Here is a 23,174-nt window from a genome sequence, read left to right as displayed (position 1 = left end):
TGAGGTGATACTCGCTGTGATGTATCGACCGGAGGTGGACGCTGTGTCGGGCCAGTACAACTCCCAGCCGCCAATCGCGTGGCGCTACAGCGGGAACCAGATGAAGCGATGGCGCACCAAGGCGAACGTGAGTCGTGAGGAACTGGCTGCTGCGTCCAACTACTCGCCGGACACCATCAAGTCCATGGAGCAAGGGGTGCGGATGCCGACGCCTCGGGCGCTCGAGGTGGCGGATGAGTTGTGCCGGGCTGAGGGGTTACTGAGTGATTCTGGGATGGATGAAAAACCAACCCAACCAACCAAGCTCGTACGTGAGTTGAAGGGGCGTAACCCGAATGGGTGACGTTCCGTGATCGGCTTGCTTCGGAACGTAAAGTCGCTCTAGGTTCGCGGCAACCGACCAAATAGATCGGCCCCGGCCGGTGCGCCAACACCAGTGCCAGGGCCTAGACCTACGGATCGACGGAGACTCGATCGTGGCTTACACCCAGCCTAGTGCTGCCCTGCCTTCCCCGTCCCACCCGATGGCCAAAACGGGTTACGGAAAGCGTTCCGTGGGTGACGAAGACCCGCACGCGGACGCGACCTTCGCACACTTGAGCCCCCGTGACGCCGAGATCGCCGTCTTCATCGACCACCTCGAAGAGGGCCACGCCATGGGCCACAAGGTGATCGCGGCGGAGCACCCGCGCTACGGCCAGCAGGCGGTGCGTACTTCGTCAGGGCGCCTCGTCCACGCCGGTCATCTGCGGTGGATCAAGGAACACATCACCATCGAGGACGGCTCGATGCGGTGGGTGACGCGGACGTACTGGTCGCGTACCCCCAGGTCGGTGGAGTGGTGGAAGAACTTCGCGCGGGAGCGCGACGGCAAGGACGTGACGGAGCACTACCAGTCGGGACTGGCCCGGGTCGAGGAGAGCGAGCCCGCGGAGCCACCCGCCGAGCAGGCCGAGACCGTCGCCGAGGCCGACAAGGCTGGCAGGGCGGTAGCCCCGGTCCCGGAGTCCAGCACGGCCTACCACACCCTCGCCGAGATCCGCTCCGTGGAACCCCGTATGCCGCTGTCCGACACCGACTGCCACTCCCTCGAATCCCTCGTCACGCAATGGCTGTCGCGTGGCGCGACGCCGCAGGACGTCACCAAGGCGCTGACCGACGGACTGCCGCCGGATGTCACCAACCCGGGCGGCCTCGCCCGCAAACGATTGGAGAGCAAGATGCCCCCGATGAGGCCCAAGAAGGCCAGGATCCGGCAGAAGGCCGGCCTGCGTGCGCGTATCGACCGAGTGATCATGGCCTGTGGTCTGTGCGACGCGGACGAGCGGACGGTCGAGATCGTGAATGGGCTGTGCCGTGAATGTCTCGCGGAGTGCGAGAAGGACGGGCCCATGCCGGTGTACGTGCCGATCCCGGACACCTTCCTCCCAGCCCCGCGCACCGGCGGCCTCCCGGGTGCCGACGAGGTCGTGGACGTCACGGCACGTGTGGACGAACTGCGCCGTGCGGCCGGTCTGGGGCGCTGGAAGTGACCCGGTCCGCGGAGCTTCCGGAGGACGAGCGGCTCTTACTCAGCCTCGGTGCCGACGTCACGGCCCGCCTGCGAGCACGAGCGAACGCCAACCGGTGGTGTCCGGCGGACGACGAGCGGGGTGGGTCGGTCGCTGGAGGCTCTTCGGACGGGAGGGGCGTATGAGCGTGCAGGACGTACCGGTCAGGGCACCATGGAGTCGAGGAGGCGACGCCATGACCCCCAGGACCGAGCACCGGCCGCAGATGTCCGTCGAGGAGTTCGAGGAGCTCGAACGCCATGCCCCCGAGATGGTGCGGCTGGAGTTCATCCAGGGGAAGGTCCAGGTCAAGCCGGTGACCGACGGCAACCACGATCACATCGTCGCTTGGCTGCAGCGGCTGTGCATGCAGCATCGTCCCGAGCTGTGGCTCTATGGGGATCGCGGCATGAAGATCGAGGGCTACCGCAAGGGGCGGGCACGCCCGGATGGCGTTCTCGCACCGTTCGGGTTCGCGGCGGGGCATGGGGACTGGTCAGACCCGCAAAGTGTTCTCATGGTGGTCGAAGTCACGTCCTATGACAACGACACCCATCAGCGTGACCGGGTTGAGAAGCCCGACGGCTACGCCGCCGCAGGCATCCCCGTCTATCTCCTCATCGACCGCGACGACTGCTCGGTCGTCGTGTTCAACCAGCCGGAAGGCGGGCGCTACCGGCACGAGGAGAAGTTCGCCTTCGGCGCCACGGTCAAGCTCCCCGACCCCGTGAACATCACCTTGGAGACGGAGCAACTCAAGGAGTACGCGGACTGATCCGGCTCGGTGCGGGGCGATCGCCGCCGGGAGGGACCTCGGCGATGTGACCACCGGGGACTTCGTCACACAGATCGCGTCGACCGGGCGGGCCACGGTGCTTCCGGCAAAGACGTTTTCGCTGGCGCGTGCGCGGCCCGGGTACGTCATCTTCCCGCTCGGACCGGTCAGTTCGTCGGCCGTCGGCGCGAACTCCGGCTTCCCGACGCGACGTTCGGGGAGACAGGCGGTGTCGTCGTCCACGCACTCCACGGGCTCGGCGGCATCGGCAAGTCGACCCTCGCCGCGTCGGTCGGCACATCGCCAAGTGATCGAACGATCACCCTCTGTGCTTTGGGTGACCCCTGTCCGCCCCCTGTACTTCCCCTGCACGGCCCCTAACCGGCGTCACGCGAATCTGGAGTCACTTCCACCGCAGACGAAGCGGAGGCAGTAACACCCCACACTCGCACGGGAGATCGCGATGACCCGCAAGAACCGCATACGCGCCGCCATCGTCACCGCCACCGCACTGGTCACCGCCGGCACCGTCACCGCCGGAGTCAGCATGGCCGGGGCCGAGGCCGCGCCGAAGAAGCCCTCCAAGAAGGAGATCGCGGCACTCTTCGACGGCTGGAACAAGGCACTGCAGACCGGTAGCTCCAAGAAGGTGGCGGACCGCTACGCGAAGGACGCGGTGCTTCTGCCGACCGTCTCCAACAAGGTCCGCACCGACCGCGCCGGGATCGTCGACTACTTCGACCACTTCCTGGAGAACAAGCCGGTCGGCAAGAAGATCAAGTCGCACATCAACGTCCTCGACAGCAACTCCGCGCTCGACGCCGGTACGTACGCCTTCACGCTCACCGACCCGAAGACCGGTGCGAAGCGTGTCGTCGAGGCCCGCTACACGTACGAGTACGAGAAGCGGAACGGCGTCTGGAAGATCGTGAACCACCACTCCTCGGCGATGCCCGAGGGCTGATCGCCGGTCGAAGCTCCGCTCGCAGCCGGTCGTGGCTGAGCCCTCCACCCCCCGGCTCAGCCACCCCCGGGCCGCGCCGCACGCAACGTGAGCGCGACGCACAGACCGCCCCCGGGCGCGTCCTCGAGGGCCACGGTTCCGCCGTCGTCGGTGACGAGTTGCTTGACGACGGCGAGGCCGAGGCCGGAACCGGACTTCCCGGTGAGGCCCTGACCGCGCCAGAAGCGGTCGAAGGCGCGGGACTTCTCGGCGTCCGACATACCGGGCCCCTCGTCCAGCACCGACAGCACCACCACATCGCCCCGGGCCTCCACCCGAACCGTGATGGTCGCACCGTCCGGTGAGACCTCCAGGGCGTTGGAAAGCACGTTGTCCAGGACCTGGTCCAGATGACCGGGACTGGCCAGCACAAGCGGCCGGCCGTCGGCACTCCCCCTGAGCGTGATGGTGACTCCGCGCTCGTCGGCGGCCGGTCTCCACACATCCAGGCGTTCCTGGATGACGTCCCGCAGGGACAGCGGTTCCGCCGCCGTCACCTTCGCCTCGGCCCGCGCCAGCACCAGCAGACCGTTGACCAGCCGGCTCATCCGGACCACCTCGGCGGTCGCCTGCTCCACGTCCTCCCGTACGAACTCGTCGTCCGTGCCGTCCGCGATGTTGTCCAGGGACAGCCGCAGAGCGGTGAGGGGCGTACGCAGTTGGTGCGAGGCGTCGGCGACGAAGATGCGCTGCGAGGCGATCAGCGTGTCCAGGCGCTCGCCCGCCTGGTTCAGCGTGCGCGCCAGGGTCTGCGTCTCCTGCGGGCCCGTGACGGGGGAGCGGGCCGTCAGGTCGCCGTCGCTCATCTTGCTCGCCATCTCGTTGAGCTGGCGCAGGGGCGCGGTCAGCCGGCGGGCGGCGAACACGCCGATGAACGCGGCGGCCGCGAGGACCAGGACGGCCAGCGCCGCCCGGAAGCCCCAGATGGTCCAGAGGCGGTAGGTGAGGTGGTCGGTCGAGAAGACGATCCGTACGGCGCCGACGACCTCATCCGTCGCCTTGCCGTCCGCCGTGCGCTCATGGGCGGGGACGGTGATCACCAGGTTGTCGCCCCAGATGAAGTCGGCGCCCCAGTCGGTGGTGGCCTCGCTGTCCTCCAGGGCCCTGGTCAGGGCCGAGTCCCTGACCGGTGCCGCCAAGCCCTCGGGCCCGCAGCCGTTCGTGGCGGACACCTGGACCTCGGCCTGGACCTCGGCGTCGTCGTCGGTGTACGCCTTGGCCATCTGCGTCAGGGCCTCGCACGCGGCGACGTCGTCGGTGCCCAGCAGCTTGGCCATGGTCTCGGCCTCGCGCTTGACGGACAGCTCGGTGTCGCCCCGCAGCTGATCCGTGAGGGTGAACGCCACCGGCACGGTGAACAGGGCGATGGCCACAGCCACGAGGAGGACGTAGCTGCGGATGAGCTGCCGGATCATGACGTGCCGTCGCCCTCACGCGTGCCGCCGGGCGTCCCGGACTCCTCGTTGACGATCAGCCGGAACCCCACCCCCCGCACCGCCTCGATCGTGATCGCCCCGGCCAGCTTCCGCCGCAGTGCCGCCACATGGACGTCCAGCGTCTTCGTCGGGCCGAACCAGTTCGCGTCCCAGACCGCCTCCATGATCTGCTCGCGCGACATCAGGGCGCCCGGCTCCTCGGTGAGGAAGGCGAGGAGGTCGTACTCCTTGGGGGCGAGCCCCACCTCCGTACCGTCGAGGTGGACGCGCGCGGCCTTGCGGTCGACGGTGAGGCGGGGGCCGTAGCGGTCGGGGCCGGTGGCGGGCGAGTCGCCGGCGCGGGGCTGCATACGGCGCATGACGGCCCGTATCCGGGCGATCACCTCGCGGACACCGAACGGCTTGGAGACGTAGTCGTCGGCACCGAGTTCCAGGCCGACCACGCGGTCCGTCTCGTCGCTGCGGGCGCTGATCACGATGATCGGCACCTCGCTGCGGTCCCGGAGGGCCTTGCAGACGTCGAGCCCGTCGGTGTCGGGCAGGCCCAGGTCCAGGAGGACGACGTCATACGGGCCGCCGTACGACAGCGCCGCGCCGCCCGTGGTGACCCACTCCACCTCGAAGCCGTATCGCAGGAGCCCACGCCGCAGGGACTCGGCGACCGGCTCGTCGTCTTCCACCAGAAGTACGCGCACGCCATGACCTTAGTGCTTGAAAGTTGGGCTTTCGTCGCCGCGGGGGCCCGCGGTGTGACTCCAGGCACTTTTCCCCCTCCGCGTCGACTGTTCGGCGACGACCTGGGCAGAGACGTTCCCGGAGCGGTCGGAGGTCCGGGCGAGAAGCCGGGTGAAAACCGGGAGAACGTCCGGAGAAAACCCAGGTGATCAAGGGGTGAGCGGGACATCTCACCATGCGATATCCGGGAAGGGAGATTCGGCCGCTCGTTAGACTGAGCCGACCGCCGCAGTACGTGTGTATGTGCGGATAAGGGAATGAAACGGAGCGAGGAGCGCACGTGGGCCTTGTCGTGCAGAAGTACGGAGGCTCCTCCGTAGCCGATGCCGAGGGCATCAAGCGCGTCGCCAAGCGAATCGTGGAAGCCAAGAAGAACGGCAACCAGGTGGTTGTCGTGGTCTCCGCGATGGGCGACACGACGGACGAGCTGATCGATCTCGCCGAGCAGGTGTCACCGATGCCTGCCGGGCGTGAGTTCGACATGCTGCTGACCGCCGGGGAGCGTATCTCCATGGCGCTGCTGGCCATGGCGATCAAAAACCTGGGCCACGAGGCCCAGTCGTTCACCGGCAGCCAGGCAGGTGTCATCACCGACTCGGTCCACAACAAAGCCCGGATCATCGACGTCACGCCCGGCCGGATCCGCGAGTCCATCGACCAGGGCAACATCGCCATCGTCGCCGGATTCCAGGGCGTCAGCGCGGACAGCAAGGACATCACCACGCTGGGCCGCGGCGGATCGGACACGACCGCCGTCGCGCTGGCCGCCGCGCTGGACGCCGAGGTCTGTGAGATCTACACCGACGTCGACGGCGTCTTCACCGCCGACCCGCGGGTCGTGAAGAAGGCGCGGAAGATCGACTGGATCTCCTCCGAGGACATGCTCGAACTGGCGGCGTCCGGTTCGAAGGTGCTGCTCCACCGCTGTGTCGAGTACGCCCGCCGCTACAACATCCCGATCCACGTCCGCTCGTCCTTCTCCGGACTGCCGGGCACCTGGGTCAGCAACGAGAAGCCAGAGTCGCAAGGGGACCACAAGGTGGAGCACGCCATCATCTCCGGAGTCGCCCACGACGTCTCCGAGGCCAAGGTCACGGTCGTCGGCGTCCCGGACAAGCCGGGCGAGGCCGCCGCGATCTTCCGCGCCATCGCGGACGCCGAGGTCAACATCGACATGGTGGTGCAGAACGTCTCCGCCGTGACGACGGGCCTGACGGACATCTCCTTCACCCTCCCCAAGACCGAGGGCCGCAAGGCCATCGACGCGCTGGAGAAGAACAAGGCCGGCATCGGCTTCGACTCGCTGCGCTACGACGACCAGATCGGCAAGATCTCCCTGGTCGGCGCCGGGATGAAGACCAACCCGGGCGTCACCGCCTCCTTCTTCGAGGCCCTGTCCGACGCGGGCGTGAACATCGAGCTGATCTCCACCTCCGAGATCCGTATCTCGGTCGTCACCCGTGCCGACGACGTCCCCGAGGCCGTGCGCGCCGTGCACTCCGCCTTCGGGCTCGACTCCGACAGCGACGAGGCCGTCGTCTACGGGGGCACCGGACGATGACGGTCCGCTCGAACGGGTCGTACGGCCCGTACGCCACGTACGGCACGTGTGGTGTGTGCGGCTCGCACGGTTCGTATGGCTCGTGCGGTTCGTACGGTTCGTGCGACGACGGCGGCTTCGGTCGCTGATGGCCGTCGATGCCGGGCGAACCGGCAGGCCGACGCTCGCGGTCGTGGGCGCGACCGGGGCCGTCGGCACGGTCATGCTCCAAATCCTGTCCCACCGGGCGGACATCTGGGGCGAGATCCGTCTGATCGCCTCCCCGCGCTCGGCCGGCCGCAAGCTGGCCGTGCGCGGGGAGCAGGTCGAGGTGGCGGCCCTGTCGGAGGAGGCTTTCGACGGGGTCGACATCGCCATGTTCGACGTACCCGACGAGGTGGCGGCCCACTGGGCGCCGATCGCGGCCGCCAAGGGCGCGGTCGTGGTGGACAACTCGGGCGCCTTCCGGATGGACCCGGAGGTGCCCCTCGTGGTCCCCGAGGTCAATCCGCACGCCGCCCGACGCCGGCCGCGGGGGATCATCGCCAACCCCAACTGCACGACCCTGTCCATGATCGTGGCGCTCGGCGCGCTGCACGCCGAGTTCGGACTGCGCGAGCTGGTCGTCTCCGCGTACCAGGCGGTCAGCGGCGCGGGGCGGGCCGGCGTGGAGACCCTGCGGCAGCAGATCGCCATGGTCGCCGGTACGGAGCTGGGGACCACCCCCGGTGACGTACGGCGGGCCGTAGGCGACAACACCGGGCCGTTCCCCGAGCCGGTGGCGCTGAACGTTGTGCCGTGGGCCGGGTCGCTGCGGGCGGACGGCTGGTCGTCGGAGGAGATGAAGGTCCGGGACGAGTCCCGCAAGATCCTCGGGCTGCCCAACCTGCCGGTCGCCGTGACCTGCGTACGGGTCCCGGTGGTCACCGCGCACTCCCTCACCGTCCACGCCCGCTTCGAGGGCGAGGTCACGGTCGCCAAGGCCCGCGAGATCATCGCCACGGCCCCCGGGGTCGTGCTCTTCGACGACCCGGGCGCGGGGGAGTTCCCCACGCCGGCCGATGTCGTCGGCACGGACCCCACGTGGGTGGGCCGCGTACGGCGGGCCCTGGACGACCCGACGGCCCTCGAACTCTTCGTCTGCGGCGACAACCTCCGCAAGGGCTCCGCCCTCAACGCGACCCAGCTCGCGGAGCAGGTGGCGGCGGAACGGACGGGGCGGGGCCGGTCGCTGCCCTAGAGCGCGCTGTTCGTTGTCTCAGGGTGCACTGTTCGTTGCCTATGGGTGCACTGTCCGCCGTTTCGGCCACGAGCCACCCACTTCCGTGCGTAGATCGGCTATCGGCCGTGTCGCGGTACCGGCCCACTGGCGTGGGCCGTTGTCGGCGATGGCGTGTAAGTTCTTCGAGTCGGCGGTTCGGCGGACGGAGGATTTCCGGCCGTACTGTCGCGGGATTTCCGGGTTGATTCAGGCCTCCCGGTGATCGCGGGTTTTTCTCCCCGTCCTCCGCAACCACGCGGTGGACGGGGAGCGTCTTTAACGAGCGCCCTTCGGCGGGGCTGGGCGCCAACACTTGGGGCATAGGGGAAGAGCTGGTACGCATGAGAGCGTTCGACGCGCTGTCCGGTGTTCGGTGGGTCGTGCCGACGGGTGCGCGCAGCGCGCCAACGCGCGAGTCCGCCGCACCGACGGGCGCCCGTGCCGCGTGCGCACGTCTGCGGTCTGACGCAAAAGTGATGCCTGTCGCGTACAACCCTGACGGGGGGACGCGGGTCCAACAGGCGTGGCAGAGGTTCTCGATTTCACCGCGGTACAGGCGAGGGGCACCGCCCTTCGTCCACCCCGCCGTCCCCGCGCGCCCGGTTCGGCCGGCGGCATGCCGGTGATCGCGCCGATGCCCGCGGCGCGGCCGACCCGCATACCCAGCCAGCGCGACGGCGCGGACGACACATCCACGGTGCCGGCCTCCGGTACGACGGTCGACCATCTCACCGAGACCTACCGCGCCCACTACCGTTCGCTCCTCGGCCTCGCGGCCCTCCTCCTCGACGACACCGCCTCCTGCGAGGACGTCGTCCAGGAGGCGTTCATCCGGGTGCACTCGGCGCGCAAGCGTGTCCGCGACCCGGAGAAGACGCTCGCCTATCTGCGCCAGACGGTCGTGAACCTCTCGCGTTCCGCCCTGCGCCGCCGCATCCTCGGTCTGAAGCTGCTGTCGAAGCCGATGCCCGACATGGCGAGTGCGGAGGAGGGCGCGTACGACCAGCTGGAGCGCGACTCCCTCATCAAGGCGATGAAGGGTCTGCAGCGCCGGCAGCGCGAGGTCCTCGTGCTGCGCTACTTCGCGGACATGACCGAGGCGCAGGTCGCCGAGACGCTCGGCATATCGCTGGGTTCGGTCAAGGCGTACGGCTCCCGGGGCATCGCGGCACTGCGCGTCGCCATGGAGGCGCCGGCATGAGCACGCACGGCAAGGACGACGGGCTCGACAGGCACGACGGACTGGACAGGCACGACGGACTCCACAGGCACGACGGGCTGAACGGTCGCGACGAACTCGGCGCCCGCAGGCGCGCCTCCTGGGGACGCCGGGACGATGACGAACGCGCGGTGGAGCGCGGGGCCGACGATGAACGCGCCGTGGAGCGCGGGGACGAGGACGAGCGCGCCGTGGAGCGCGGGCGGGACGGGCGCGTCGGGGGGCGCGAGCTCGACGAGCACGAAGAAACGCAATCGCACGCTGGGAACGGAACTGTGAATCACGGCCCCGAAGAACAAGGCCCCACCTCCAAGGGCCAGGGTCTCGAAGGCCGCGCCCCGGACGACTCGCGTTCGGACGATTCGCCTTCGGACGCTCCGAGTTCGGACGCCCCGAGGTCGGCCGACCTGAATTCGGCCGACCTCGGTACGGACGAACCGCGTTCGGGTGGTTCGCGTTCGGACGGTTCGCGTTCGGACGGGGCGGGGCCGCGGCCGGGCCCCGGCCCGAAGGGGATCGGTGGGTTCGAGTCCGACGAGTTGGTGCTGCGGAACCTGCTGCATCAGGCGGTGTCGGAGATCGAGCCCCGGGACGGCACGCTGGAGCATCTGCGGCGGGCGGTACCGGCCCGGCGGACGCGCAAGCGGCAGGCCGTCGTCGGCATGGCGGCCGCCGCGCTCTTCGTCGGCACGGCGGTCCCGGCCCTCGTCCACGTCTCCAACTCCACCGGCTCCGACGTCAACCCCTCCATCATGGGCAACGGCTCCCACACCCAGGGGACCGCCGGCCAGACCAAGGGCCAGACCGGCGGGGGTGGTACGTCGGGCGGCTCCTCCGGCGGCGCCAAGGAGTCCGGCAAGAGCACCGACAAGGACAAGGCCGACAAGGGCAGGGGCGAGAGCAACGGCTCCACGGGCGGCGCCGAGCCGACACCGACGATCGCGGCCTCGACCCTGTGCACCACGGCTCAGCTCGGCGGCGGTGCCACCGTGGGTTCACCGGACTCCAGCGGCGCCGTCTACGGCACGTTCCGCGTCTCCAACATCTCCGGCACGAGTTGCACGGTCACCGGCGCGGGCGGCGTGAGCACGGCCCCGCAGGGAGCCGCAGACGGCACGAAGATCACCGTGGCGAACCATGTCGCCGGTGACGCGGCCGCCGGACTGCCCGACCCGTCGCTGTCCGTCCCCCAGCTGCTGCTGGCGCCCGGGGCGGCGTACGAGGTGCGGTTCGCCTGGGTGCCTTCGGAGCCCTGCCCCACCACCGGCGGTACGACCGACGGCGGCACCGGCGGCTCGGACCCGACCACGGAGCCGACGCCCACGGGGGAGGCGACCCCCGGCGCGACCACCGACGGCTCCAACTCCGTCTCCACCCAGCTCTTCACCGAGGACGGCGTCGTCGACGGCAGTGTCCTCGTCTCCCACACCACCGAGGGCGGCGTGGCCAGCTTCAGCACCACCGTCAGCAACGCCTGCGCGGGCGTGCTCTACCGGACGGGGCTGCTGGCGGGCTCCTGACCGGAGTCCCGCCGGGGGCAGCGGCTTGTCCGCCGGGGGCACCCCGTCCCGCGGTGCCGGCTGCCGGTCTACTGGGCCGGTTCGGCTTCTCGGGGCTGGTTCGCGGGGGTGGGGGTCTCGTCCGGGACCAGGCCCAGTTCGGCGTCCCGGATGAACTCGACCTCTCGGCGGAGCAGGCGGAACCACATGAAGACGACGAAGCCGGCGAAGACGAACCACTCGCCGGTGTAGCCGAGGTTCTGGAAGGCCTTGAGGTCGAGGCCGGTGCCCTGCGGGGTGGTCGCGGGCACGGCCTTCATGCCCGCGTCGGCCTTGTCGAGCGTGATCCAGCCGTCGTACAGGTCGTCCGGCACGAGGTTCACCAGCGCCGCCGCACTGATCGCCGACGTCTGCCCGGCCGGGAGCCCGCCCTGGACGGGCACGCCGTTCGACCCCGGGGTCTCGGAGGCCTGCAGCGAACCGGTGACGGTGACCTCGCCGGTGGGCGCGGCCGGTGCCCGGTCCGCGTCGGCGGTGCCGGGCAGCCAGCCCCGTACGACGGGCAGGGCCTTCCCCCCGTCGGTGCGCAGCAGCGTCAGCACGTAGAAGCCGGTTCTGCCGTCCACCTCACGGTTCGGCACGAGGAGTTGCTCGCCGTACCGGCCCGTCGCGGTGGCCAGCTCGCCCGAGGTCTCCTTGTCCACCGGCAGCAGCTCGTCCAGCGGCCGTGCCGGGGCCCGGTCCGCCGGGTCGATCCGCTCGGTCGCCGCGCGATGGTCCTGCATCCGGTCCTCGAACCGGCTCAGCTGCCACGACCCCATGAACACGCAGAGGGGGATGGCGAGCAGCACGAAGACGTTGATCCCCCACCATCGGGGCGTCAGCAGAAACCGGTACACGCCTTCCACCGTACGGTGCCCGCGCCGGACGCCCGGGCGCGGGGTGGGTCCCCGAGTCCCCGGCGGCCGGTCGCTCAGCGGCGCTCCGTACGGCTCAGGACCGCGCTCAGTACGGCTCAGGACCGCGCTCAGTTCGGCTCAGTACCGCTCGACGAGGTGCTCACGGCCGGCCGGCGGCTCGTACGGCTCGGGCCAGAAGTCGGTGATCGCGGATATCCGGCCGTCCTCGTCCCCCGTGAAGAAGGAGATGCCGTACATCTCCTCCAGCCCCACCGTGAAGTGGACCCAGCTGACGACCTGCCCCGGCTGTGCGGGCCGGCCTGGCTGCCCCGGCTGTCCGGGTTCCGCGATGATCCGCTCGATCCGGGCGTGCCAGTCGCCCGGGTACTCCCGGTTGAACCGCACATACCGCTCCCTGCCGCGTATCCGCTCCCTCGTCTGCGGCAGCTCGTACACGACGTCCTCCGCCAGCGTCTCGGCGAACGCGGCCCAGTCCCGGCCCTCGGCGGCGGCCCAGAAACTCTCGACGGTCTTGCGCAGATCGGTCATTGAGGTCGGTGAGGTCATGGGGCGAGTCTGCACCCGGCCACTGACAACCGGCCCGGACGGAGCCATGGTGGTCGGCCGGGGCGGAGCCTCGGTCGTCAAAGTTATCCACAGGCTGGGGACCTCGGCGGCGCATTGTCGTGCGGGCGGGGCAAGATGGGGCCATGACTGAGAGCAACGGGTCCACCCCGCAGGAGCAGATCGGGTCCATGCCCGACTGGGAGAAGAGGTTCCGGGCGCCGAGGGTGTCCCTGCCGGACTGGGCGGAGGACGCGCCGCACCGCTCGCTGTTCGTCTCCAACGCCACGGGCACGTACGAGCTGTACGCGTGGGACCGCACGACCGGCGAGCAGCGCCAGGTCACGGACCGGGCCAACGGTACGACGGACGGTGTGCTCTCGCCGGACGGCGAGTGGATCTGGTGGTTCGACGACAAGGACGGCGACGAGTTCGGCGTCTGGCGTCGCCAGCCGTTCCACGGAGGTCCGGACGAGGAGGCGACTCCCGGCCTGGATCCGTCGTATCCGGCGGGCCTGGCCATCGCCCGTGACGGCCGTACGGCGGTCGTCGGCCGTTCGACGGACGAGGACGGCTCCACGATCCATCTGGCCCGGCAGGGCGCGGCCCCCGTCGAGATCTACCGCCACCGTGAGTCGGCCGGTGTCGGCGACCTCTCCCACGACGGATCGCTGATCGCGATCGAGCACACCGAGCACGGCGACGCGATGCACGCGGCGCTGCGCGTGATCCGGCCGGACGGCACGACGGTCGCCGAGCTCGACGACACCAAGGGCGGCACGGTCGAGCTGGGCCTGGACGTGCTCGGTTTCGCACCCGTCGACGGCGACACCCGGCTGCTCATCGGCCACCAGCGGGGCGGACGGTGGGAGCCGCTCGTCTGGGACGTGGCCTCCGGCGAGGAGACCGACCTCGGACTCGCCGACCGGCTGGAGGGCGACCTGAGCGCCGAGTGGTTCCCGGACGGCTCCGCGCTGCTGCTCGCCCACAGCTTCGAGGCCCGCAGCGAGCTGTTCCGCTATGACCTGGCGACCCGCGGCCTGGAGCGCGTGGAGACCCCGAGGGGCACGGTGTCGGGGGCCACGACCCGCCCCGACGGCAGCGTCGAGTACCTGTGGTCCTCGGCCGCCGAACCGCCGGTCGTGCGCTCCACGACGGGCGAGGTCGTGCTGGATCCGCCCGGTCTGAAGTCGCCCGGCTCTGTTCCGGCGGAGGACGTCTGGGTGGACAGCCCCGGCGGCCGCGTCCACGCCCTGGTCCAGCGCCCGGTGGGCGTCTCCGGTCCGTACCCCACCGTCTTCGACATCCACGGCGGCCCGACCTGGCACGACAGCGACTCCTTCGCCGCCGGCCCGGCCGCCTGGCTGGACCACGGGTACGCGGTGATCCGCATCAACTACCGGGGCTCCACGGGCTACGGCCGCGCCTGGACCGACGCACTCAAGCACCGGGTCGGGCTGATCGAGCTGGAGGACATCGCGGCGGTTCGCGAGTGGGCGGTGAGCTCCGGCTTCGCCGACCCCGACCGTCTCATCCTCACCGGCGGCTCCTGGGGCGGCTACCTCACGCTGCTCGGGCTCGGCACCGAGCCCGACGCCTGGGCGCTCGGCATCGCCGCCGTACCCGTCGCGGACTATGTCACCGCCTACCACGACGAGATGGAGGCGCTGAAGGCCATGGACCGGACGTTGCTCGGGGGCACGCCGGAGGAGGTGCCCGAGCGGTTCGAGGCCTCGTCCCCCCTGACGTACGTCGACGCGGTGAAGGCCCCGGTCTACATCTCCGCCGGGGTCAACGACCCGCGCTGCCCCATCCGCCAGATCGACAACTACGTCGCCAGACTCGCCGACCGCGGCGCCGTCCACGAGGTCTACCGCTACGACGCCGGCCACGGTTCCCTCGTCGTCGACGAACGCATCAAGCAAGTCCGCCTGGAACTGGACTTCGCCCAACGCCACGTGGGGGCTTCGCCGGGCGCGTGAGAGCTCGGGGCCGCGTGGGGGCCCTCGGGTACGGGTGGGTTCTTCAGGTACGGATGGGTTCTTCGGGTGCGTGCGAGTTCTTCGGGTGCGGGTGGGGTGTGGTTGCTCGCGCAGTTCCCCGCGCCCCTGAGAAGCAGGGGCCGCGCCCCGTGCTTCTCGGCCCTGCGCGACCAGCTCCCACCCACCCGCACCCGAAGCCCCTGGCTCAGGCGGCGACCGGAACCCCCGCCTCCCGCCCGTCCCGGCACCCCTCCGCCGCCGCCAACAACCCCACCAACGCGGCCCTGGCCCGAGCCACCCGAGACCGAATCGTCCCGACAGCACACCCGGTCACCTCCGCCGCGTCCTCGTACGACAACCCCACCAACTGGGTGAGCACGAACGCCTCACGCCGTTCCTCCGGCAGCGCGCCCAGCAGATCCGCCAGCGCGATGCCGTCGTCGAAGCCGGGCAGCCCGCGCGGCTGGGCGTGCTCGACGGCCAGCCGCCAGTCCGCCACGTCGGCCGGCCGGGGCCGGGCCGCCGCGTAGCGGAAGCTGTCGGTCACCGCCCGCCGGGCGATGGACAGCAGCCAGGTACGGGCCGAGCAGCGCCCCTCGAACCGGTGCAGGCTGCCGAGCGCCCGCAGAAACGTGTCCTGGGCCAGGTCGTCCACGGCCTGCGGGTCGGCGCAGAGGTGGGCGACGAACCGCTGGACGTCACGGTGCAACGCGCCGACGAACCGCTCGACGGCCTCCGGGTCCCCACCACGGGCGGCCAGCGCCCAGGCGGTTATCGACTCGTCGGTCTTGGACCTGGGCTGCGGGATCGTGGCCGGCGGGATCGTGGCCGGTGGCATCGTGGCGGGCGGGGGAGTAAGGGTGATCACCTGGTGTCCTTCTGGGGTCATCCGGGATCCGGACCACCGACGCGGGCACGGGCACGGTCCGAGAGCCGTGAGCCATGAGCCGAGAGCGCGCGAGCGAGCGCGCGCGCCTTGTGGGCACGTGCGTACGCGTCCGGCGGGTCCGGTGAGAAAGGGGAACGGCCGTACGACCCGCGAGCGTGGGCGGCGTACGGCCGGAGCCCGAAGCGTGTGCCGTGGCAACGGCCTGCCTCGGGGCACCGGCTGTCGTCAGATGACAGCGGCCCCGGCGGGCGGACCCCGAGAGGTGATCGCGTGGACGAGGAGGAGCCGTCGCGGCGAGCGGTCCGAACGGCCGCGCCGCACCCTCGGGCGCGGTCGCTCCGGCGTGGCGGGCAGCGTGAGCGACAGCCGAAGCGGCGCGGCCAGCCAGCCGGCCACGGCCCGCAACAGCCCGAAGGCGGCGCGTTCGCCGTACGCCAGCCACAGTCCGCACAGCAGGGCGGCCAGCAGATGCGCGGCGAGCATGCCGGACGAGGACGGGGACGGCCCGTCCAGGAGGTACCCGGTGTGGTCCACATGGCCGATATGACCGGTCGACTCCGTGTGGACCGTGTGATTCAGGTGGGCGGAGCCCATGTCCACGGCACCCATGTCCATGCCTGTGGAGCCCATGTCCATGGAGTCCATACCGGCTCGGCCTGACGGCTGTGCGAGGGAGAAGCCCGAGTGGAGGGCGGTCTGGGCGGCGACCACGACGGAGGTGACCAGCAGGAGTCCGCGTTCACGTCCGGCCAGACACCAGCCGACGGCACCGGTCGCGGCGGCTCCGGCGGTCACGGCCCACCAGGGGACCGGGCTACCGGACATCATCACGTGGCCCAGGGCGGCGAGCAGCACGCAGACGGCCGCGAACATCGCGGCGCGTACCGTGCGCGAACCCCACCCTGCGGTCATGGCGCCCCATCCTCGCATCCGGACACCGTCGTCACCCCGTCCCCCTTGAGTACGGATTTCCACCCGCCGTCGCACTCACACCGCCAAGTGTGATGTGGATCACGAAGGAACCGGCTGTGTCGATGCGGCAGTCTTCTGCCTTGTGGGGAGCCCTTCGCAGCAGAGCAGCAGCCGTATCGGCCCGGGCGGACAGGCGGGTTCGGGCAGACAGACCGGTCCTGGCAGACAGACCGGTCCTGGCAGACAGGCCGGTCCCGGCAGGCCGGCCGCCGACTCCGGCGCGCACATGGTCGTCTGCGGGGACGACGGGCTCGCGCACCGGCTCGCCGCCGAACTGCGGACCGTGTACCGGGAGCAGGTGACCCTCGTCGTGCCGCCCACCGCGCGGGTCGCACCGCGTCCGGTGGTCGGGCGCACCCGCGGTGCCGCCGCGCTCCTGGACCGGGTGACGGCGGCGGTCAACCGGGCTGCGGGCAACGGCGATCCGACGACCGGCGACCGAACCGGCGACCGAACCGGCGACCGCACCGGCGACCGGGCCGGGGACCGGGGCGACCGCACCGGGGAGCGGGCCGGGGAGCGGGGCGACCGCAGCACCCGGGACGGTGGCGAGCGGCTCCTGGAGGCCGGGGAGGCCACCGAGGCGGTGCTCGCCGAGGCCGGGGTGGAGCGGGCCGCCGCGTTGGCGCTCGTGTATGACGACGACGAGACCAACATCCGTGCCGCCCTCACCGCCCGGCGGCTCAACCCGCGCCTGCGGCTCGTCCTGCGGCTCTACAACCGCCGGTTGGGTCAGCACATCGAGGAACTGCTCGACCAGGCCTCGGCGTTGGCCACGGGAGGCGCCGCCGCCGACGGGATCGACGGCTTCGGCGCCTCGACCACCGTCCTCTCCGACGCCGACACCGCCGCGCCCGCGCTGGCCGCGACCGCCGTCGCCGGAACCACCAAGGTCGTCCAGACGGACGGGCTGATGCTGCGGGCCGTGGAGCGCCCGCCGGGGCGCGGAGGGCAAAGCCCCGGTGGTCTGTGCACGCTCGCGCTGCTGTCGGCCACCACCAACGACCCCGCCGGAACCGAGGGTTCCGAGGGCAGTGGGGAACGAGGTCCCCAACTCCTGCCCGACGAGCGGGCGGTCGCCGAGGCCACCGGGCGCGGGACCGTCGTCCTCGACACCGTTCGCTACGCGGGGCCCGCGCTGCCGCCCGGCCGGGCGGGCGGCGGGTCGCTCGGGGCCTTCGGGGCGTTCGGTTCACTGCTCTCACGGAGGCTGCGGTGGTCCCTCGCGGGGCTGGTCGGGTGCGTGTTCGCCCTCGCCGTCGCCCAGATGGTGATCACCGGGGAGCATCCGCTCCAGGCGACGTACGCGACCCTCCTCGACCTCTTCGGGATCGCCGACCCGGCGACCGACCAGAGCGACTCCCGCCAGATCCTCCAACTCCTGTCCGGGCTCATGGGCTTACTCCTGCTGCCCGTGCTCCTGGCCGCCGTGCTGGAGGCCCTCGGTACGTTCCGCAGCGGCACCGCCCTGCGCAAGCCGCCGCGCGGACTCTCCGGCCATGTCGTCCTGCTAGGCCTCGGCAAGATCGGCACCCGCGTACTCGCACGCCTGCGCGAACTGCACATCCCGGTCGTCTGCGTCGAGGAGGACCCCGAGGCACGCGGCCTCGCGGAGGCCCGTCGCCTACGGGTGCCGGTCATCCTCGGCGATGTGACCCAGGAAGGCGTCCTGGAGGCCGCCAAGATCCACCGCGCCCACGCGCTCCTCGCCGTCACCAGCGCCGACACGACGAACCTCGAGGCGGGCCTGTACGCCCGTTCCGTACAGCCCGATCTGCGGGTCGTCCTCCGCCTCTACGACGACGACTTCGCCACGGCGGTGTATCGCACCCTTCGCGCCGCACATCCCGGCGCTCTCACCCGGAGCCGCAGCGTCACCCATCTCGCCGCGCCCGCCTTCGCCGGGGCGATGATGGGGCGCCAGATCCTGGGGGCGATACCCGTCGAGCGCCGAGTGCTGCTGTTCGCCGCCGTCGAGGTGCGAGGCCATCCCCGTCTGGAGGGCCGGACCGTCGCGGAGGCGTTTCGGGCGGGGGCGTGGCGGGTCCTGGCGCTCGACACGGCCGCGCCGGGCGAGGACGCGGGTGACCGGCCGTCAGGGCCACCGCCCGGATCGGGGCTGGTCTGGGACCTGCCGCCCACGTACGTACTCCGGGCCGAGGACCGCGTCGTCCTGGCGGCCACGCGACGCGGCTTGGCGGAGCTGCTGGGGAGGCGGGCGCGGGCGGGGGCGTAGGCCCGGGGGCCGTCCGGCCACCGGGCGAAGAGCACGGGGCGCAGCCCCTGCTCTTCAGGGGCACGGGGAACTGTGCGACCAGCCCCCGCCCACCCGCAGCCGCCACACCGGATCAGCCCACCCCCACCGACCGCTCGTGCTCGCACGCGTCGTCGAACCCGTACGTGTCCCACTCCGGGAACGGATCGTCTGCGGCCGACAACCCCGCGACCTGCTCGTCCTCGCGCATCAGGCAACCGGCCAACGCCGAGTGCAGCGCCTCCGGTCGCAGGCCCGTGCCGATGAAGACCAGCTCCTGCGCGTGCGGAGCCTCTCCATCGTGCGCGGCGGACGGTTCGAAGCGGGCGACCGAGCCGGCCTGGGACCACAGGCCGACCACGTGCGGGCGCGTGGCGAGGGTGAAGAACCCCTTGGAACGCAGGACGGACCCGAACGCACCGCTGTCGAGCGTCTCCGTCACGAAGGTCCACAACCGCCCGGGATGGAAGGGGAGTCCGGACCGGAAGACGGTCGAGGAGATGCCGTACTCCTCGGTCTCCGGCACATGGTCCCCGTTCAGCTCCCGCACCCACCCCGGCGCCTGCTGGGCCCGTTCGAGGTCGAACGCCCCCGTGCCGAGCACTTCCGCGACCCGCACCCGGCCCTGGCTGACCGGTACGATCCGCGCCGCCGGGTTGAGCCGCGCCAGCGTCGCCGCCAGCCGCTCGGCGGTCGCCGCGTCGACGAGGTCGAGCTTGTTCAGCACGATCACGTCGGCGAACTCCACCTGGTCGATGAGCAGATCGCTCACGGTGCGCTCGTCGTCCTCGTACTGGTCGAGCCCCCGCGCCACCAGCTCGTCGCCACCCGCCAGCTCCGGCAGGAAGTTCGCCGCGTCGACCACCGTGACCATGGTGTCCAGCCGGGCGAGTTCGTCGAGGGTCGCCCCGTCGTCCCGCGCGAAGGCGAACGTGGCGGCGACGGGCATGGGTTCCGAGATTCCGCTGCTCTCGATGAGGAGGTAGTCGAAACGGCCCTCCCGGGCCAGCCGGTCCACCTCCTCCAGCAGGTCGTCGCGCAGGGTGCAGCAGATGCAGCCGTTGGTCATCTCGACCAGCCGCTCCTCCGTGCGCGACAAGGCGGCCTCGCCCCCGCGCACGAGGGCGGCGTCGATGTTGACCTCGCTCATGTCGTTGACGATGACCGCCACTCGCAGCCCCTCGCGGTTGGCGAGGACATGGTTGAGCAGGGTGGTCTTGCCCGCGCCGAGGAAGCCGGAGAGGACGGTGACGGGCAACCGGTCCCGGACCATGGCCACGGTGTCAGCCCTCGGGGTGGATCAGCCCGCGCTCGTACGCCTTCAGCAGCCGCTGCGGTACGAGGTGGGTGACGCCGTCGACCGTGAACGGCACCAGCTGCGGCGTGCTCGCCTTCCACTGGGCGCGACGGTGACGGGTGTTGCTGCGGGACATCTTCCGCTTGGGTACGGCCATGGGTCCTCCTCCACAGGTGATGTCCCGGAACGCTACATGAAAATGGATCCCATTACGAAAAGAGGGTTCCGGTGGCCGCTCCTTCCGGTGGCCGCTTCCGGTGGTCGCTCCCGGCCGTCGTGAGCAACCTGGCCCCGGCCGCCGTATGGGAGAAGAGGCCGAACAGGCCCGCACTGCACAGCCGTTCCATACGGAGGTACCGTCCCCCGTGGCCATAACCAAGGAAGAAGCCCCCCACCGCGGTCGGCACCTCGACCCACCCCTCCTCCTCACGATGGTGCTCGTGCTGGCGGTGGTGGCGCAGGGCCCCCTGCGCGGTCTGCTGTCGGCGCCCGTGACGCAGAGCTGGATGACGGTGTTCGTGGCGGTGGTCGTGCAGGCCTTGCCGTTCCTGGTCATCGGGGTGCTGCTGTCGGCCGCGATCGCGGTGTTCGTGCCGGCGTCGTTCTTCGCCCGCGCGCTGCCGAAGCGGCCCGCGCTGGCGGTGCCGGCGGCGGGGATGGCCGGTGTGGTGCTGCCGGGGTGCGAGTGCGCGTCGGTGCCGGTCGCGGGCGCCCTCGTACGCCGGGGCGTGACGCCCGCCGCCGCACTCGCCTTCCTCCTCTCCGCCCCCGCCATCAACCCGATCGTGCTGACGGCGACCGCCGTGGCCTTCCCGGGCGACCCCGAGATGGTGCTGGCGCGGTTCGTGGCCAGCCTGCTGGTCGCGTGCGCGATGGGCTGGCTGTGGCAACGGCTGGGCCGGGGCGAGTGGATGCGCCCGCCGGAGCGGCCGTCCTACGAGGGGCAGAGCAAGGGCGCGGCGTTCTGGGGCTCGGTGCGGCACGACGTGATGCACGCGGGCGGCTTCCTCGTCGTCGGCGCGATGGCGGCGGCCACGCTCAAGGCGGTCGTCCCGGCGAGCTGGCTGAACGCCGCCGCCGAGAACCCCGTCATCGCCATCCTCGCCCTCGCGGTGCTGGCCGTGCTGCTGTCGATCTGCTCGGAGGCGGACGCGTTCGTGGCGGCCTCGCTGACCCAGTTCTCCCTGACCTCCCGACTGGCCTTCCTGGTCGTCGGCCCGATGATCGACCTGAAACTCTTCGCCATGCAGACCGCCACCTTCGGCCGCGCCTTCGCGCTCCGCTTCGCCCCCGTCACCTTCGCCCTCGCGATCCTGGTGTCGGCCCTGGTCGGGGCGGTGCTCCTGTGAACCGCCAGGCCCAGACCGTCGTCCTCTTCCTCACCGGCGGCGCCCTCCTGCACGCCGGCTTCACCGACCTCTACCTCCGCTACGTCAAGGCCGGGCTGCGCCCCCTCCTCATCGGCGCCGGCGTCGTCCTCATAGCCGCCGCCGTCGCCACGCTCTGGTACGAACGCCGGGCGGCACACCGACAGGACGCGCCCGCCGAGGCCCCCGACAACGGTGACGCCCCCGGCAACGGTGACGCCCCCGGCAACGGTGACGCCCCCGCCGACGCCCCCGGCCTCGGCGACGCCCCCGACGCCCATCCCCACCGCGAACCCCGGGTCTCCTGGCTCCTCGTCCTCCCCCTCCTCGCCCTCGTCCTGGTCGCCCCGCCCGCCGCCGGCTCCTACACCGCGATGCGCACCGGCACGGCACTCCAGGAGCAGCCCTGGGGCTACCCCGAGCTCCCCGCCGAGGGCACGCTCCGGCTGAGCGTCGCCGACTACGCGGGGCGCGCGGTCTACGACAAGGGGCGCGCCCTCGCCGGCCGCGAGCTCAAGGTCACCGGGTTCCTCGCCCTCGACAGCTCCGGCGCCCCGTACCTCGTCCGTATGGCACTCAACTGCTGTGCCGCCGACGCCCAACCGGTCAAGATCGCCCTGGCCGGCGCACTCCCGGCCGTCCTCCAGCCGGACACCTGGATCGAGGTCACCGGCGCCTACACCCCGAAACGGGCCGAGGACCCGGTCAACGGCACGGCCGTCCCGTACCTCCACGTCGAGACCACCAGGCCGGTCAAGGCGCCCCAGGACCCGTACGACGAGGCCTGGAACGGCTGACGGCTGACGGGCGACGGGCGACGGCGGTCGGCTGTCAGCGCCGGCCCCACCCCGGAGCCGGTCGGGCGCGCGCCTATGGATAGTTGACGAACCGTCAGTCGTCATCGCTGCTGCGGCAACGCGGCATCCGGCCCGCTATCGCCGAGCGAGGACAACCGCACGGCACGGGCCCGGGCACCTTCCGCCGGGTCACCGAACGCGCGATCTCCTGGCTCCATGGCTTTCGCCGTCCGCGCATCCGTCGGGAGGGACGCGACGACATGCGCGAAGCCCTCCTCGGCCTCGCCGCCTGCCTGGTCCACCCACCGGCACGTCCGACGCCTTTGTCAGGACTTCCCAGGTCGCTTCCCCGCGTGGCGTCGTGTGCCCTGACGTCACGCGGGTGAGCATGTGCGGACCCGCCCTCTTCCCGCACGAGGCGATGCCATGCCCGACCGAGCCGACCGTGTCCGCCCCGAGGGTGTCTCCCCAAGGGGAATCCTGCGGCGACAGCCACCGGAGCAGTGGCTGTTCAGCGGCATCTACGGTCTGGTGCTGGCCAGCGCCATGGTGTCCGCGCTGGACGCGGCGGGCGAGAAGGCCGATCCCGGTCCGGACGCGCTGTGGGTGCTGCTCACCGCGCTGGCGTCGAGTGCCGCCCATGGGTACGCGCATGTGATCGCCCAGCGTGCGTCCGCTGACGGCACAGCCACCACCAGCAGACTGCGGTCGGTGCTCGCCGAGTGGCCGTTGGTCGCCGCCGTGCTGCCCACGGTGGGGGTACTGCTTGCCGCGGTGGCCGGGTGGTGGGCAGAGGGCACAGCTGTGGACGCGGCCCTGCTGTTCAACACTGTCGCCCTGTTCGGTCTGGGCACTTCGGCCGCCCGCACCGCTGGGTACGGATGGCCGTCCGCGTGCCGGGCAGGGGCCCTCGATATGCTGATCGGCCTGGTGATCATTGTTGCGAACGCCCTGATCCATTAGCCAGGCCGTGCGACCGGACCGCGCGAGGCTCAATCCCTGACCGGTCGTGGTGGTGGCAGGGGCGCATGTTCGAACGGGCGCGTTTTCGCCGGTGTTCGCTCGGGCGTCATCCGTCACGGTGTGTACCTGACCGCATGGGCCACGAGCCGGTCGCCTTCGCCGATGGAGTGGA

21 protein-coding genes are annotated in these 23,174 nt (G+C 71.1%); 13 read left to right on the top strand and 8 right to left on the bottom strand.

Features of this window, described 5'->3' with window-relative positions:
- The first annotated feature begins 19 nt into the window (after nucleotides 1-19).
- The 4 genes from ACWD26_RS13155 (at nucleotide 20) to ACWD26_RS13140 (ending at nucleotide 3,289) form a co-directional block, all read left to right on the top strand.
- Entirely contained in the window at nucleotides 20-343 is a 324-nt protein-coding gene (locus ACWD26_RS13155; RefSeq protein ID WP_451269271.1) for a helix-turn-helix domain-containing protein, read from the top strand.
- A 181-nt stretch (nucleotides 344-524) separates the two neighbouring features.
- Nucleotides 525-1,532, top strand: coding sequence for a hypothetical protein (locus ACWD26_RS13150; RefSeq protein ID WP_451269637.1), 1,008 nt, complete (start codon nucleotides 525-527; stop codon nucleotides 1,530-1,532).
- Between the two features lie 214 nt (nucleotides 1,533-1,746).
- Complete coding sequence (locus ACWD26_RS13145) at nucleotides 1,747-2,325, top strand: Uma2 family endonuclease (RefSeq protein ID WP_451269269.1); 579 nt, start codon at nucleotides 1,747-1,749, stop codon at nucleotides 2,323-2,325.
- A gap of 463 nt (nucleotides 2,326-2,788) precedes the next feature.
- A complete protein-coding gene (locus tag ACWD26_RS13140) occupies nucleotides 2,789-3,289 on the top strand; it encodes an SgcJ/EcaC family oxidoreductase (RefSeq protein ID WP_451269267.1) in 501 nt (166 codons plus the stop codon).
- Nucleotides 3,290-3,345: 56 nt separating this feature from the next.
- Here ACWD26_RS13140 and ACWD26_RS13135 read toward each other — a convergent pair whose 3' ends face one another.
- Both ACWD26_RS13135 and ACWD26_RS13130 read right to left on the bottom strand, forming a co-directional pair.
- The gene (locus tag ACWD26_RS13135; protein WP_451269265.1) at nucleotides 3,346-4,743 is read right to left on the bottom strand and encodes a HAMP domain-containing sensor histidine kinase; all 1,398 of its coding nucleotides are present in this window, start codon (nucleotides 4,741-4,743) and stop codon (nucleotides 3,346-3,348) included.
- Nucleotides 4,740-5,459 (bottom strand): response regulator, encoded by a 720-nt coding sequence (locus ACWD26_RS13130; protein ID WP_451269263.1) that lies wholly within the window; start codon nucleotides 5,457-5,459, stop codon nucleotides 4,740-4,742. The genes ACWD26_RS13135 and ACWD26_RS13130 overlap by 4 nt, the downstream gene beginning before the upstream one ends.
- A gap of 320 nt (nucleotides 5,460-5,779) precedes the next feature.
- On the opposite strand from ACWD26_RS13130, the gene ACWD26_RS13125 reads away from it, so the two are divergent.
- The 4 genes from ACWD26_RS13125 (at nucleotide 5,780) to ACWD26_RS13110 (ending at nucleotide 11,039) form a co-directional block, all read left to right on the top strand.
- Nucleotides 5,780-7,060 (top strand): aspartate kinase, encoded by a 1,281-nt coding sequence (locus ACWD26_RS13125; RefSeq protein WP_451269261.1) that lies wholly within the window; start codon nucleotides 5,780-5,782, stop codon nucleotides 7,058-7,060.
- A gap of 127 nt (nucleotides 7,061-7,187) precedes the next feature.
- Nucleotides 7,188-8,279, top strand: coding sequence for an aspartate-semialdehyde dehydrogenase (locus tag ACWD26_RS13120; RefSeq protein ID WP_451269259.1), 1,092 nt, complete (start codon nucleotides 7,188-7,190; stop codon nucleotides 8,277-8,279).
- A 544-nt stretch (nucleotides 8,280-8,823) separates the two neighbouring features.
- Nucleotides 8,824-9,501: a SigE family RNA polymerase sigma factor gene (locus tag ACWD26_RS13115; RefSeq protein ID WP_451269257.1), complete on the top strand. Its 678-nt coding sequence runs from the start codon at nucleotides 8,824-8,826 to the stop codon at nucleotides 9,499-9,501.
- The gene (locus tag ACWD26_RS13110) at nucleotides 9,498-11,039 is read left to right on the top strand and encodes a hypothetical protein (protein WP_451269255.1); all 1,542 of its coding nucleotides are present in this window, start codon (nucleotides 9,498-9,500) and stop codon (nucleotides 11,037-11,039) included. The genes ACWD26_RS13115 and ACWD26_RS13110 overlap by 4 nt, the downstream gene beginning before the upstream one ends.
- A gap of 68 nt (nucleotides 11,040-11,107) precedes the next feature.
- Here the strand turns inward: ACWD26_RS13110 and ACWD26_RS13105 are convergent, their stop codons facing one another.
- Nucleotides 11,108-11,917: an SURF1 family protein gene (locus tag ACWD26_RS13105; RefSeq protein ID WP_451269253.1), complete on the bottom strand. Its 810-nt coding sequence runs from the start codon at nucleotides 11,915-11,917 to the stop codon at nucleotides 11,108-11,110.
- Nucleotides 11,918-12,055: 138 nt separating this feature from the next.
- The gene (locus ACWD26_RS13100) at nucleotides 12,056-12,484 is read right to left on the bottom strand and encodes a nuclear transport factor 2 family protein (RefSeq protein WP_451269251.1); all 429 of its coding nucleotides are present in this window, start codon (nucleotides 12,482-12,484) and stop codon (nucleotides 12,056-12,058) included.
- Nucleotides 12,485-12,627: 143 nt separating this feature from the next.
- On the opposite strand from ACWD26_RS13100, the gene ACWD26_RS13095 reads away from it, so the two are divergent.
- The gene (locus tag ACWD26_RS13095) at nucleotides 12,628-14,463 is read left to right on the top strand and encodes a S9 family peptidase (RefSeq protein ID WP_451269249.1); all 1,836 of its coding nucleotides are present in this window, start codon (nucleotides 12,628-12,630) and stop codon (nucleotides 14,461-14,463) included.
- A 205-nt stretch (nucleotides 14,464-14,668) separates the two neighbouring features.
- Here ACWD26_RS13095 and ACWD26_RS13090 read toward each other — a convergent pair whose 3' ends face one another.
- Together ACWD26_RS13090 and ACWD26_RS13085 are read right to left on the bottom strand one after the other, a co-directional pair.
- A complete protein-coding gene (locus tag ACWD26_RS13090; RefSeq protein WP_451269635.1) occupies nucleotides 14,669-15,301 on the bottom strand; it encodes a sigma-70 family RNA polymerase sigma factor in 633 nt (210 codons plus the stop codon).
- 276 nt (nucleotides 15,302-15,577) lie between these two features.
- A complete protein-coding gene (locus ACWD26_RS13085; RefSeq protein ID WP_451269247.1) occupies nucleotides 15,578-16,264 on the bottom strand; it encodes a hypothetical protein in 687 nt (228 codons plus the stop codon).
- Nucleotides 16,265-16,550: 286 nt separating this feature from the next.
- Here ACWD26_RS13085 and ACWD26_RS13080 point away from each other — a divergent pair, with 286 nt between their 5' ends.
- A complete protein-coding gene (locus tag ACWD26_RS13080; protein ID WP_451269633.1) occupies nucleotides 16,551-18,560 on the top strand; it encodes an NAD-binding protein in 2,010 nt (669 codons plus the stop codon).
- 112 nt (nucleotides 18,561-18,672) lie between these two features.
- Here ACWD26_RS13080 and ACWD26_RS13075 read toward each other — a convergent pair whose 3' ends face one another.
- Both ACWD26_RS13075 and rpmF read right to left on the bottom strand, forming a co-directional pair.
- Complete coding sequence (locus ACWD26_RS13075) at nucleotides 18,673-19,851, bottom strand: GTP-binding protein (RefSeq protein ID WP_451269631.1); 1,179 nt, start codon at nucleotides 19,849-19,851, stop codon at nucleotides 18,673-18,675.
- Nucleotides 19,852-19,861: 10 nt separating this feature from the next.
- Nucleotides 19,862-20,032: a 50S ribosomal protein L32 gene (rpmF, locus tag ACWD26_RS13070; protein WP_055717714.1), complete on the bottom strand. Its 171-nt coding sequence runs from the start codon at nucleotides 20,030-20,032 to the stop codon at nucleotides 19,862-19,864.
- Nucleotides 20,033-20,240: 208 nt separating this feature from the next.
- Between rpmF and ACWD26_RS13065 the strand changes: the two genes are divergently transcribed.
- The 3 genes from ACWD26_RS13065 to ACWD26_RS13055 all read left to right on the top strand — a co-directional run bounded on the left by ACWD26_RS13065 (nucleotide 20,241) and on the right by ACWD26_RS13055 (nucleotide 23,002).
- Nucleotides 20,241-21,224, top strand: a complete 984-nt coding sequence (locus ACWD26_RS13065) for a permease (RefSeq protein ID WP_451269245.1) — start codon at nucleotides 20,241-20,243, stop codon at nucleotides 21,222-21,224.
- Nucleotides 21,221-22,039, top strand: coding sequence for a TIGR03943 family putative permease subunit (locus ACWD26_RS13060; RefSeq protein ID WP_451269243.1), 819 nt, complete (start codon nucleotides 21,221-21,223; stop codon nucleotides 22,037-22,039). The genes ACWD26_RS13065 and ACWD26_RS13060 overlap by 4 nt, the downstream gene beginning before the upstream one ends.
- 426 nt (nucleotides 22,040-22,465) lie before the next feature.
- Complete coding sequence (locus tag ACWD26_RS13055) at nucleotides 22,466-23,002, top strand: hypothetical protein (protein WP_451269241.1); 537 nt, start codon at nucleotides 22,466-22,468, stop codon at nucleotides 23,000-23,002.
- The last annotated feature ends 172 nt before the right edge of the window (nucleotides 23,003-23,174 follow it).

Source organism: Streptomyces sp. NPDC002787 (assembly GCF_053592095.1).
Note: the sequence above shows the minus strand (reverse complement) of the source record. Positions and strands in the feature narration are given on the sequence as shown.